This is a genomic window from Autumnicola psychrophila, from assembly GCF_031846645.1.
Classification (GTDB): Bacteria; Bacteroidota; Bacteroidia; order Flavobacteriales; family Flavobacteriaceae; genus Autumnicola; species Autumnicola psychrophila.
Map to the genome: position 1 here is coordinate 188,542 of NZ_JAVRHN010000004.1, position 13,933 is coordinate 202,474.

At 35.9% G+C, this 13,933-nt stretch carries 9 protein-coding genes; 5 read left to right on the plus strand and 4 right to left on the minus strand.

The window, feature by feature from the left end; genetic code table 11:
• Positions 1-25: 25 nt before the first annotated feature.
• Entirely contained in the window at positions 26-1,243 is a 1,218-nt protein-coding gene (locus tag RM541_RS06675) for a DUF4126 domain-containing protein (protein WP_311499445.1), read from the plus strand.
• Positions 1,244-1,538: 295 nt separating this feature from the next.
• On the opposite strand, the gene RM541_RS06680 is transcribed toward RM541_RS06675, so the two are convergent.
• The gene (locus RM541_RS06680) at positions 1,539-2,711 is read right to left on the minus strand and encodes a PQQ-dependent sugar dehydrogenase (RefSeq protein WP_311499446.1); all 1,173 of its coding nucleotides are present in this window, start codon (positions 2,709-2,711) and stop codon (positions 1,539-1,541) included.
• A gap of 298 nt (positions 2,712-3,009) precedes the next feature.
• Between RM541_RS06680 and RM541_RS06685 the strand changes: the two genes are divergently transcribed.
• From RM541_RS06685 to RM541_RS06700, 4 genes are all read left to right on the plus strand, one after another.
• Positions 3,010-3,546: a hypothetical protein gene (locus tag RM541_RS06685; protein WP_311499447.1), complete on the plus strand. Its 537-nt coding sequence runs from the start codon at positions 3,010-3,012 to the stop codon at positions 3,544-3,546.
• Between the two features lie 726 nt (positions 3,547-4,272).
• Complete coding sequence (locus RM541_RS06690) at positions 4,273-4,821, plus strand: T9SS type A sorting domain-containing protein (RefSeq protein ID WP_311499448.1); 549 nt, start codon at positions 4,273-4,275, stop codon at positions 4,819-4,821.
• 5 nt (positions 4,822-4,826) lie between these two features.
• Positions 4,827-7,985: a DUF8740 domain-containing protein gene (locus RM541_RS06695; RefSeq protein ID WP_311499449.1), complete on the plus strand. Its 3,159-nt coding sequence runs from the start codon at positions 4,827-4,829 to the stop codon at positions 7,983-7,985.
• A 1-nt stretch (position 7,986) separates the two neighbouring features.
• The gene (locus RM541_RS06700) at positions 7,987-10,842 is read left to right on the plus strand and encodes a hypothetical protein (RefSeq protein WP_311499450.1); all 2,856 of its coding nucleotides are present in this window, start codon (positions 7,987-7,989) and stop codon (positions 10,840-10,842) included.
• Between the two features lie 307 nt (positions 10,843-11,149).
• Here the strand turns inward: RM541_RS06700 and RM541_RS06705 are convergent, their stop codons facing one another.
• The 3 genes from RM541_RS06705 to RM541_RS06715 form a co-directional block, all read right to left on the minus strand.
• The gene (locus RM541_RS06705) at positions 11,150-12,007 is read right to left on the minus strand and encodes an IS3 family transposase (RefSeq protein ID WP_311499576.1); all 858 of its coding nucleotides are present in this window, start codon (positions 12,005-12,007) and stop codon (positions 11,150-11,152) included.
• Positions 12,004-12,279, minus strand: a complete 276-nt coding sequence (locus RM541_RS06710) for a transposase (protein ID WP_311499451.1) — start codon at positions 12,277-12,279, stop codon at positions 12,004-12,006. The genes RM541_RS06705 and RM541_RS06710 overlap by 4 nt, the downstream gene beginning before the upstream one ends.
• A 1,058-nt stretch (positions 12,280-13,337) precedes the next feature.
• Positions 13,338-13,919, minus strand: coding sequence for an HAD family hydrolase (locus RM541_RS06715; RefSeq protein ID WP_311499452.1), 582 nt, complete (start codon positions 13,917-13,919; stop codon positions 13,338-13,340).
• Positions 13,920-13,933 lie beyond the last annotated feature (14 nt).

Below are 13,933 nucleotides of genomic sequence, written 5' to 3' on the forward strand. Positions count from 1 at the left end.
ACCTTAGACCGTGTAAAATTAGAAAATGTCAATAGTTCAAATCATTACCATCATTGGTTCAATTCCGTTGTTCTCCTTAAGAACATTTCTTCCGGCATTTTTAACCGCTCTTTTATTATCTTATCCTGAATATTTTCCCGGCTTAGAAGATGTCCCTCCAGTTCCGGAGGATGCTTTTATTAGTAGAAACTGGGTTCTGTTTGTTCTTGGTAGTTTAAGCCTGCTGGAAATTATCGGTGATAAAAGTACTGAAGTACGTAATCTCTTAAAGAATTTAGAAACTTACCTGAAGCCAATTTCTTTCCTCGCAATTAACCTGAGCCTTTTGGATGAATCTTCTGTAGATGTTCTTCAGGAAGTACAGTGGGCGGCATTTGATCCTCTTTGGATATTACTGGCTTTTGGGGCGTTATTTGTGCACTGGCTCGCCACTTTAAGGAAAGATTTTTTAGATTTTCTGGAGAACATAGACGAAGACGATAATCTTTTTATCGGAAAAATTACCAGCTGGATAGAAGACAGCCTGGTGCTCTTTGGTTTCCTATTGCTCATTTGGACTGGAATTTTAATGGTGATCCTCTACGCTACAGCCATTACATTTTTTGTATTTATGAGGAAACGCTACAATAAAAAGCTTGAAAAGCAAAAACTAAAATGTCCTGCTTGCGGAGAAAGTAACCTGCCATTTGCCGTAAAATGTATAAACTGCAAAGAACTTCAACCTAAAATTTATGCTGTAGGTATATTTGGTCAAAAGAAGAAAAACCTTATTTATAATGTTCAGAAGCATCAGTTAAACCTCATCTCCCATAGAAAATGCACCGACTGCGGAAACAAACTGGAAAGTACCAGGCTGTTCCAAAATTGCCATTTTTGTGGCAACGCCCACTTCCAGTCGCCTACAGTAAAGGAATTTATAAAGAGCCAGGACAAAAGATTCTATAAAATAGCCGGATTATCATTTCTGCTCGGCTTTGTGCCGGTAATAGGCTTTCTTACAAGCGCTGTAATGGCTAATATTTACCTGTTTTCGCCCTACCGCAGGTATATCCCTAAAGGAACTTCCTTTTTTACCAAGGTATTTATCAAATTTATCACTTTCCTGTTCTTTATAATTGGAATAGCTTTAGGATTTATAGCTGCACCGGTATATATTGTGATTAGGTATTATATCTGGAAGAAGAAATTTACTTCAAGAGCAAGTAAGTCTAATATTTTTCCTTCTTCTGTTAAAAAAGTTTGATTTTTTAGAGAAGTTGAAAAAATGCTAAATACTACATTCTGAAAATTTAGAGAAATTTTGTTCCAGGTTTTAGATATAAAAAGTGCTTACAATTACCTATGTAATAAAGGGCGATATTTGCCATTTTTGAAGGATGCCATTGTTTGCTGAAATTTAAAACTTTCAATAAAAAACCCGCAGCTTAGAAACTGCAGGTTTTTGATGTTTTTAAATTACTGAAGTGCGAAAATTGCCAATATAACAAGTTGGTTTAGATTTAAATTTATTGACTCTTTTGGTGTCTTATAATAATTTCTTACTCCATAGCCTTTAGTCGTAGTATTTTTCCATTATCCTCATCTGTAAGAACATAAATTGACCCATCCGGAGCCTGTTCAACATCCCGTACTCTTACATTTAAGGGAATCCGCTCCACTTCTTCGGCTTGTTCACCATTTACCTCCATTCTTACCAGTCCGCTGCTTGTTAATCCGCCAATAAGGGCGCTATTTTGCCATTCCGGATACATGCTTCCCGTATAAAAAATCAAACCTGAAGGAGAAATTGTAGGTGTCCAGTGAAACACAGCATCAGCAAATTCTGAATCAGGCTCAGGATCTGGAATTTTACTTCCATCATAGTTGTCGCCCCAACTTACCTTAGGCCATCCATAATTTCTTCCCGCTTCCGGTTGGTTGAACTCATCACCACCCAATGGACCCATTTCTGCAATCCAAAGCAGACCACTTTCAGGATCTATGGCCGCACTTTCTATGTTGCGGTGACCATAAGACCAGATTTCATCTCTGGCATTCTCATCACCTAAAAACGGATTGTCTTGTGGCACGGATCCATCTTTATTGATTCTCACAATCGTACCAAGATGACTGGAAAGATCTTGAGCAGGCTCAAATTTAAATCTTTCGCCCAAGGTGAGAAATAACATTTCATCGCGTGCAAAGACTATTCTTCCACCAAAATGATTAGGGCCTTCTACTTTTGGCTCCATTCTAAAAATAACTTCAAAATCGTTAATCTGGTTATCTTCAAAGCGGCCCCTACCTAAAGCAGTGGATGCAGTACTATCCTTCCCCGGCTCAGCAAAAGAAAGATAAACATACTTGTTTTGTTCGAATTCAGGATCAAGTGCAACATCCAGTAAACCTCCCTGTCCCTGACTAAAAACTTCAGGAGTACCTTTAATAGGTTGAGATATACTATCCCCTTCATCATAAATCCTTAAGGTCCCTGCCCGTTCTGTAACCAACAACCGTTTATCGGGTAAAAACGCCATTCCCCAAGGATGATCGAGATTCTCTGCTAAAACTTCTACTTTTATGTCACCAGCATCTGTTCTTACTGTGCTTTTTTGAGCAACAGCGTAAAATGGCAACAATGTGAGCAATAAAACTACGTTAAATGATAAGTGCTTTTTAGATATTAAAAGTTGCTCTTTTAAAGGAAATACGATTTGTTTGATTTTGATCATGGCTTCACACATTTTGTTATATATACCTAATATAGCCAGAGTTATAAATTTGACCAATAACTTAGCATTGCCTTAACAGACGTTTTTTTTTATATGGGCTACAATTTCACATCTTCACTTGTAAGAATTTCTTACAAAAAAAATCAGTAATTAATAATATTATCCTCTCAAAAGGCACATACATCTGTAAACCACTCATGTCCAAACACTTATTTTCTTACAAATTGCTAATTTTTTCATATAGATAGTTGCACTTAATCTATATTTTACTATATTTAGACCTGAAATACTGATAGCCATGACAGAAAATACTGAAGCTTTATGCACATATCCTAATCCTTACCTGGTAAGAAATGAAGATCCTAATCTTACGGTTAGCCGATCAGTGAGCTTAAAAATCGGTTTAAAGAACTCCAAAAAAGAAGATCAAAAATCTTCAGGAATATCTCTGGGTAAAGTCAGTAGTAGCTTGGTTAATTCTTTTTTGAATACCTGGCAGAAATTAATTGACGCTCCTCAAAGCTTTCCAGAACAGGAGCTAACGCCGGTATCTACGTATGTAATTCGAGAGGATAGCCAACAAGCAGAAGAAAGTATGCTACGTGAAATTCTTTGCAATACATTAAATCTGGAATCTGGTTCTTACGAATTAACACAAGCTCTGGAAGTAACAAATAAAATCTACCACGAGGATTTCCCAGGAAGTTATATTTTAGAATATAAAGGTGACCGACTTGGAATGTTTTTTCTTGATATCAGAAAACGTGTAAATGGAATTTCTGAAGTTAATTATGAATTTCTTCCTCAAGTTAAAACGTTCAAATACCTTTTTTAGAACCCAATTTTTGTAAGTAAAAAACTACATTTATAATACTGTCTTCCAGGCATGTAAGTTTTAGATTACAATAAATTTTTAACTTTAATCTCTTTTTTGAAAATTTTTATTTTTATGTAATTGGTTAAAATAAAGTCTACCTCTCTTCATTTCAAAGTAATTTACCATATCCATTTCTCGCTGCTTGAGTAAATTTCTAATCAATCAAATTCCTGATCGGTGCCCTTTGCACAGCAGCAAAAATCTACTTCCTGTATTCCGTTAAATCATATTATACGATATTAGGATTGAAGAGCATCACGCTTAATTCTTTTCCTATCACTAAGATTAAAATCTTTATATATGTTTGGTTATCAAATACATATAAACACTATTAAATATAGTTTCATTTCTAACCACATAAGAAGCTCCTAAACGTTTTATATATTTTTGCCTCAAAATCTGATGGTAATTAAAGGTGCGGATTAATCTTATTTCACCCCAAATTTTCTAAGATCAACCCTCTACTGAGGAACCATTTTTCTTCAAAAATGTGATTCTGAATTTTCTCTAATTTTTGTTGCTTCTTCATCTGAAGTCGTTTTTTTTCCGCAACGAAATTTTGATTTAGGGTATTTTGTCGATTATTATGTTTGTTTTATCGGATATTATTCTTGATGTTTGGCAAATAATTAACAATAAGAATAGCAGGAAAAATTTTAAGAGTATCTGCCCCCAACCCTACTTATGAGATATTTGCCCCTATTGCTCACTTTATTCTTATCATTTTTAGCACAGGCTCAAGAAGAGGAACCTGAAGCACACGCAGGTGAAATCTTTCACAGTGTCTTAGTTCCTGCGGGAGGAGATGCTTATGGTAATACCGGTTCTGCTGCTTATTCTATAGGTCAGGTCTTTTACCTTTCTTATGATAATGCCGACAACTCGGTTAACGAAGGGATTCAACAACCTAGCTTGATATCATCTGAAGAAGTTCCTCCTGTTACGGAAAAAACTCCTCCTGGACAAGAAAACAGTAGAAATCTTCCTCCGGTTATTGATGTAATTGCCTACCCGAATCCTATGACGGAGTTTTTCATTATTGAAATTGAAAATTTTAAAGCTGATCGTTATTCCTATCAACTCTTTGACTTGAACGGAAGATTGATCACGACAGGCTCCCTGGAAAATCATAGAACAAAAATTAGTCCGAATAACCTTCAATCTGCCATGTATATCCTAAAGATTTTTAGGCAAGCCAGAAATATTAAATCGTTTAAAATTATTAAAAGATAATTGTAATGAAATGGACCCCCATTTTCCCCCTACTGCTCCTGACTATCAATAGCCTCTTTGCTCAAACCCCTGAGAAAATAAGTTACCAGGCAGTAATAAGAGATAACTCCCAAGCACTTGTAACCAGCTCTGATGTTGATTTAAAAATAAGAGTAAGACAGGGTTCTACTAAAGGCACGGCTGTCTATGAAGAAACCCACTATACTACAACCAATAGTAATGGATTAGTCTCTCTGCAAATTGGTACTGGAAAAGTAAACAGCGGAAGCTTTGCAAATATAAATTGGGCAAAGGGACCGTATTATATAGAATCCCAGGTGGATCCTACTGGCAGCAGTAATTACACAATAACCGGTGTGAGCCAAGTACTAAGTGTGCCATATTCCTTGCATTCTAAAACAACTGAAAATTTTGCAGGTACCATTTCAGAGGATCAGATCTCCGATCTTTATCATTATTCTGATGCCGATATTAATGGATTTGAGGTTGCTTTTGAAGGTTGGGACAAGGATACTTCCGATGATTTCGACGGAAAATATTCCAGTCTCACCGGATTACCCGATATTTATACAAAGAGCGAGATCATGCAACTTTTTTCAGGAAATGAAAATCCCGGACGGTTTACCCAGTCCTTAACTCTTACAGAAACTGAGCTTTCCATCTCGAGTGGAAACAGCATTTCGTTTGAAAACTGGGATAGAGATGTTTCTGATGATTTTTCCGGCGATTATTCTGATCTTAAAAACAAACCTCAATTGTTTAGTGGTGATTTTAATGATTTAATTAACACCCCCAGTTCTTTCAGCGGAAATTTTGAAGACTTGCTCGGTCTTCCACAACTATATACAAAATCAGAAATTGACAGTTTGATGGTAACCAGAAGTGGATCTGGAGGAACCATTCAATCATTAAATTTAGAAGGAGATAAGCTTTCTATTTCAGGAGGTAACACAATCTCTTTAGGTGAATTTACGGGTGATTTTACAGGAAGCTATTTTGATCTCGAAGACAGACCTGAGTTGTTTAGTGGTAATTTCTATGATCTAATAAACACGCCGGAGATTTATACCCGTACACAGGTAGATAGCTTAATCGTTACAAGAAGTGGATCTGAAGGTAGCATTCAATCACTAAATTTAGAAGGAGATCAGCTTTCTATATCAGGAGGTAACACAATCTCTTTAGGTGAATTTACGGGTGATTTTTCAGGAAGCTATCTTGACCTCGAAGACAGACCTGAGTTGTTTAGTGGTGATTTCTATGATCTAATAAACACGCCGGAGATTTATACCCGTACACAGGTAGATAGCTTGATCGTTACAAGAAGTGGATCCGAAGGTATCATTCAATCACTAAATTTAGAAGGAGATCAACTTTCAATTTCAGGAGGTAATACGATTTCTCTTGGTGAGCTAACAGGTAATTTCTCAGGAAGCTATCTTGATCTCGAAGACAAACCTGAGTTGTTTAGTGGAGAATTTGCAGATTTGGCTAATACTCCCAAAATCTTTAGTGGTGATTTTGCTGACTTAAATGGTATCCCCCAACTTTATACAAAATCACAGGTAGATAGTCTAATTGTAACCAGAAGTGGGTCTGAAGGTATTATTCAATCACTAAATTTGGAAGGAGATCAACTTTCGATTTCAGGAGGTAACACAATCTCTTTAGGTGAATTGACGGGTGATTTTTCAGGAAGTTACCTTGATCTCGAAGACAGACCTGAGTTGTTTAGTGGAGAATTTGCAGATTTAACAGGTCTCCCCCAACTTTATACACAATCACAGGTAGACAGTCTGATTGTAACCAGGAGTGGGTCTGAAGGCATTATTCAATCACTAAATTTGGAAGGAGATCAACTTTCGATTTCGGGAGGTAATACGATTTCTCTTGGTGAATTGACAGGTAATTTCTCAGGAAGTTACCTTGATCTCGAAGACAGACCTGAGTTGTTTAGTGGAGAATTTGCAGATTTAACCGGTCTCCCCCAACTCTATACAAAATCAGAGGTTGACAGTCTAATTGTAACCAGAGAAAGCTCTGAAGGAGTTGTCCAGTCACTAAGTCTGGAAGGATCTGAATTAAAGATATCTGGTGGTAACGGTATTTCCTTTGAAGGATGGGATATGAATAGTTCTGATGATTTTTCAGGAGATTATCTTGATTTAAGAAATCTTCCGCAAATTTATACAACGTCACAAGTTGATAGTTTGGTTACGGCTAATGCAAGTGTAGGTGGTACTGTACAAGCTTTAACTCTGGAAGAAAGCCGACTTTCAATTTCGGGAGGAAACACTATTTCTTTTGAAAATTGGGATATTAATGCTGCCGATGATTTTTCAGGTTTCTATGATGATCTGCAGAATAAACCGGAGCTTTTTAATGGAGAATTTAATGCTCTGAAAAATTTACCGAACTTATATACTGCTGAAGAAGTAGATAATCTTATTAATGGAATTGAAACAAATGGAGGAGTTTCGCAAAACCTAAGTTTGGATCAATCTACTTTATCCATTTCAGGAGGAAATTCCATTTCTTTTGAAAATTGGGATACCAATACTAGCGATGATTTTTCAGGAATTTACAATGACCTAAAAAATATTCCCGAGCAATACACAAAAGGTGAGGTTGATGTTTTGATCAGCAATGTTCAAACAACAGGGAGCCAACCTCAGATATTAACTTTGGTGGATCGGGAATTATTAATTTCAAATGGGAATAGCATAATTTTTGATAATTGGGATACAAATGCCGCTGATGATTTCAACGGTGAATATTCTAATTTAAAAAACACACCAAAAATTTATACACAATTGCAAGTTGATAGCATACAAAACGTACTCGTAGCCAACATAGCGAAGGAATATGTAAAAAGACCTGAAATAAGGGAATTTATAACTTCGAGAAATATTATGTCCGAAGACATCGGCAATACGTTGGCCTGCTCAACATCGGCTACATTAACCATCACTTCCAACTTCAACACGATGAAGGTGGGAGAAACTGTTAATATTGAAATTCATGGTACTAAGTTGACCGTCAAAGGTTCTTCTGGTGTTGTTATTAATGGCTCATCTGCCGGTTCTGCCGAGGTTGGAAATAATACTACCTATACGGGAGGTATAATTAGGAAAATTGATAGCAATGCCTATATTGTTCTTTAAAATGAGATTTACTTTAATAACTATACTCTTTCTGGTTTTTACGAGCGGCAATGCTCAAAACTATTACTACACTTTGGATACCAATCCTGAAGCGCCACGATCTATTAGCCCTTTAAAGAAAGGTGATTTCTACCTGGAAGCTGAAGAAGCAGATAATTCAAATGCCAAATGGGAATTTTACATGGATCCTGATGCCAGTGGTGGCGCATACGCAAAGGTGCCAAAATATGCTTTCGAAGATTTTGACAATTGGAATACTAAACCTGACAACACTTCTGAACGTTTAAAGTTCACAATTGAAAATGTTGAAGCTGGAGAATATACGGTTTGGATAAGAGGTAAAAGAAATGGAAGAAATAGAGAATTTTGGGTGACAGAGAATAACAATGAAAAGGGTTATGAAGTTTTTGACCTTTCCTCGGATGGCACCTACGACTGGATTTCAAACCACGGTAGCAATGGACTATCAAGTTCCGATAAAAAAATAAGATTCAATTTAAAGGAGGGAAAAAATATCATTACGATTTTCAGAAAGCATAGTGCCTATCAGATAGACAGAATATTTTTAACTAAAAATGGATCAGTTCCCACTGAAGAATACGAGAACAGCAAAGCTGTAGTTACAAGTGCAGGCGTTTATAAAGAAGATGGCACTTTGGTGAGGACACTATGGAACAACGAACTTAAAAGCTCTAAAATTCTTGAAACCAAGCCTGATTGGGATTTTAAAGATGATTTTGGTAATATGGTGAACCCTGGTAATTACCAAATCAAAATCACAACAAGTGATGTTAAATATGAATGGGAGGGCGTCGTGGGCAATACTTCAGATGACTTTCAGGGGAACGGCCATGTTATAGGCTCGTATGCTCGTATGCTCGACATGGTGACAGAAGGCAAATATGGTTATATAGCAATGGGTTATAGTGAACCAGAAAACAATCCTTCTTCTTTAAAAATCGACTTGGAAAATCCTTATAAGAGAATAGAGTTTGAGACATTAAATCCATTTAACCGTGGGCAAGAATCTTACGCAGTAACCAGTGATGGTAAAACTGTTTATTGGGGAGGTCTGGATCCCTATTCTCACAATTCATCAAAATGGTTTGTTTTTGGGACTAAAGTGATTGACGATACTTTCCAAAATTTCGAAAATGGCAATTCGTACAGGCCACCTTCTGGTAAAGAAAGTTTTCCCAGCATTTTTGGTGAACTGGACAATGAGAATGGGCATATTACTGGAATGGCCGTTCAAAGAACCGGAAAATATTTATATGTAGTTCACAAAAACCTGAATCTGATTAAAGTATATGATAAAAATACTGGTGAAGCGGTAATGGATATCGCTAATCTTAATCAACCTTTTAAAATATTCATAGATGCTAAAGGATCAGGCAATTTGTGGATTAGCCATCAAGAAGGGGTTGAAAAATTTAAAATAAGTGACGATGGAAGCCTTGAAAAAGCTGGAGTTCTAATCACAAATAATCAGGTGCTTTCCATTAGCGGGGAACACTCGGGAAATACGATTACTTTAATTGATGGCAAGGATCAGCAATTGAAAACTTATAGTACAGGAGATGGAAAATTAATAAAAACTTTTGGACAAAAAGGTGGGTATGAAAATTCTCCAGATGTTTACGACGATAAATTCTATTTTGGGGACGACCAAAACAATTTCCAGCCTCATGCCGGCATCACTTTTGCCGCTTATGAAGCTGATGGTAGTGTTTGGATCAATGACACTTGGAATCATCGCGTACAACATTTTAATGGAACAACTTTAGAACATAGTTTATATACGCAGGATCCTTTAAAACAGGTTGCTATTAACCCAAATATGCCAAAACGATTATTTTATTATTATCACGAATTTGAAATTGACTACTCTAAACCCTTTAAGAATTTTAATAATTCCTGGAAGCTCAAAAGAAACTGGCGAGGTAAAATGAAGAGTTTCGGAAGGGATGGAATGGCTGCAGGTTTTCAAAATGTTGTTACCTTATCGAACGGCAAAACTTATGCCCAAACACTTTCTCCAAATGACAACAATTCAAGGTTTTATGAGATAGTGGAATTAGACCCCATTAATGGTTTAAGATATACGGGAATTACTCAGGACCGTTTTGGTGAAATGTTGCACTATGACGGTACCTTGAGGCCACGTGGCAGCTATAATAGTTCGACGAATTCCGCTACCTGGTATAAAAGGGAGGTTACTGGTTTTAATAACAACAATCCTATCTGGGGAGGAAAGGTTAACCTCGCAAAAGTTGAAAATCTTGATAAAAATGATGTATATAATTTTGGTGCATCTTCTATACCATCCCCCATGCCAGAAGTGACTTCTGGCGGAATTATTATTGCTTATAACAGTGACAAACCTGATAACGGGGGAACAAATTTTCATCTTGGAGGAATTAAAACTGGCAGTGATACATATCTTTGGAAAACTTCACCAAATACCCCAGAAGGTTATTCAGGGAACTACCCTACAGATGGCCGCTTTGATATATCCAATGGAGTCGGCTACAATGCAGGAGGGATATGCGTAACCATAGATAATCATGTTTTCTGGAGTTATAGGGGAGAATTTTGGAAACAGAGACAAACCAACTATTGGCAGCATTATAATGCTAATACCGGTGCAATGTTAGGAAGATTTGGCACTCACGTATATAAAACACCTGCAAAAGGACAAGCAGGGAACATGTTTTCTGGAGGTATTGTTGAAGTGAACGGGAACTATTATTTATACCATAATGGAGAAGCCCATCACTACGGGGTTCACCGTTGGAAAATTTCTAATTTGGATAGCGTAAAAGAATACAAATTCCCTGTTGAGGTAAGCAATTAATCTTAAATTGCTAACCGTTCAAACCAAACCTAAACCTTATATCTTTATACAAAAACCTGCAAGTTATTAGATAACTTGCAGGTTTAAAATATCTGCGGGTCTTTATAGTTCCACCGGACTGACACTCATTCTTCTCTTGATGATACCAATGCCAAAATTCCCTATATTGTTGTTGAACTTTTTAATATCGGTAGTAGGGAAAAGTGATAACCTCAATACATTTATGACAATTTTTCAGCTAGCCAATTGAAGTACCCCCATTTGTTAGGACAGCTTAGCTGCTAAATTAAGTTCTACTTTTCATTTATTATGCAGCTTTTCTTTCTTGTTTTAAATATCGGTTGATGGGTATTTCATTTTCTATTCCCTGATGTCTTCTTCGATGATTGTAAAAATCAAGATAATTTTCGAGTTGCCGGTAAAGATCTACACCAGATTCTGGAGGATTTAAATAGATATTTTCATATTTCACACTTCTCCAGAGCCGTTCTATAAAAACATTATCTATAGCCCTTCCTTTACCGTCCATACTGAGTTTGATATTCTTAGAGAGTATGCTATGAGTAAAGATTTCTGAGGTAAATTGACTCCCCTGATCTGTATTGAGGATCTCCGGTTTACCATGAAGAGCGATGGCTTCTTCGACAGTTTCCTTGCACCAATGGGCATCCATTGAATTGGACACTGACCAGTTTAGCACAAAGCGGCTATGAAGGTCAATAATGGCTACCAGATACATAAAACCTTTCCGCATAGGAATGTAGGTGATGTCGATTGCCCAAACCTGATTGGGACGATCTACAGTGAGATTCCTCAATAGATAAGGATAAACCTTATGTTCTTTGTGACGTCTGGAAGTATGTTTCCCCGGCATAATCGCTTGGAGCCCCATCACCTTAGAGTAGAGCCGCTCAATACGTTTTTTATTCACCTGATATCCTTTGTCTAGAGTAAGCCATGTATGCATTCGCCTGGCACCCTTAAATGGGTGATGGGTATTATGTTCATCCATCAAACGCATAAGTTCCAGATTGAGTTTACTTTCTCCCCGAGGTTTATAATAAAGCCCGCTACGGTGGATTTGCAATAGTTTACATTGCCGCTGGAGGCTAAGTTTTGAATGACCCTTGCTTATCATTGTTCTACGCTCCTCTAAAGGTTTTATCGCAAAGCGTTTTTTAAAAAATCATTCTCCACTTTAAGCTCCCCAATTACTTTAAGAAGCTGATCTTTCTTTTCCTCTTCCTCTGATTTTTTTGATTTTTCACCTTTTGAAAAAACCGTATCGGCTTCCTTTAGGAAATCGCGTTTCCAGGTATTGATCTGCTGTGGGGTGATTTCGAATTTTTGCGCTAGTTCCTTGACGGTTTGTCGCACTTTCAAGGCTTTAAGGACTACTTTTGTTTTAAAATTTGAGGTGAATTTTCTTCGTGTCATAATACAGTAAAATTAAGGTTATTTTTGAACTTAACTTACTGTCCTAATTTTGGGGGGATGATCAAATTAATCTTTTCACATGTATATTTCCCTATACCTATAGGTTCAGGTTTTTAATTATAACCCATAAATAGTAATCTTTTTTTCAAAAAAACAAATTCTGATCAAATTAATTTCTAATTAGTGTTTCTAAACTCTCACCACTTAAAAGTCTTCTAACTATTGAGGTAATAATCATCAGCACATTGGCTCCAACGTAAATGGTAAAAAGCAGACTGAATTCGCGAAGCGGGATCTTATTAAATATAATATATGGGAAGACTAAAATAAAAATAAGCAGATAGCGAATCCATGTGTATTTAAACTGCTGAATGTTTATATAAGAAATTTGCAGTTTTCTGCTCATATATTCTATACTAAAGAATACAGTAGTCGCTAACAATAGAAGAACTACCAGAATTAACTGGACTTTGTAAAGCGTGATTAGTAGGAAAGCATATGGTATAAAACCTTTGAGAAATCTTAATAAGACGAAAAGAGGAACCCGCCATTTTTCTTTCATATTTCCATAAACAAAATAGATGACGAGTACTAATATATATAACCCCAATATCCATTTATTTAGCCATATTTGTATTAAAAATAGCATTATAACTACAATAAAGAACCTTATTGCAAGAGATGTATAAATATGAGAAAGAGGTTGGCTATCCTTATATATGACCTTTCTTATGTGTATATTCTCATTTAATATAGAAATGTTATCTGTGTAGATATAACCCATTTCATATATAATGGAAAATATAAACAAATGAAAAAGAATTCCAAAAACCTGATATAAGCTTGGACCGTTAAGTAAAAAAACAGCATACACAGGAATCCAGATATAATCTCTTAATAAGGAGGACAAAAATGCTGTAATACTATTTTTAAGGGATGTTTGATGCCTTATCATATAGCGCTTTAAACTATAATAGATTGGCAAATAAAATTCAAATTTCATAATTTGGTTAGTTAGATTTTCTAACCTATACTAAAGTAGGGCAATAGTGATTAGATTATACTTCAATGATTTCATCCATAAATTTTATGAGATCCTGTTCGGACTTTAGGTCATCTGTATAGTAAACTTTTCTGGAGGTTGATTCATTTACAAAATTTATCTTTAAATTCCCATAGGTATCCTGTTTTATTCCTTTTATACGGTCGCCGTTATAATTAAATGTGGTTGATATAATTTGCTTAAAGCCGAAAATTTCACCAATTAATAAAGCGGGTATTTCTGTACAACCGGTAATCAAAATATTGTTTTCATTATTTATAAAAATTATTTTTTTACCTAAAGGGGTCAAAGACTGAAGGAAAATATCCTTATAATGTTCTTCAAAAAAAGCCTCCAGATCAGTTCTTTTTAATCCTCTAAAAAGCATTGAAATCATCAGGTATCTTGATTTATATGGATGGTAATTTTTGGTTAACATTAAATTAACCATAATAGTTTTGGTTATATAGAGTCTAAAAAACTTCTTTCGTTTTTTTAAATACATAGTGATAAAATCAAAAGTACTGTTCATAGTGCTCAAGGTTCCATCCAAATCGTAATAATGTATTTCCCTTGTACTATTATTTTCAGGGTTCATCGCTTTTTTCTCGT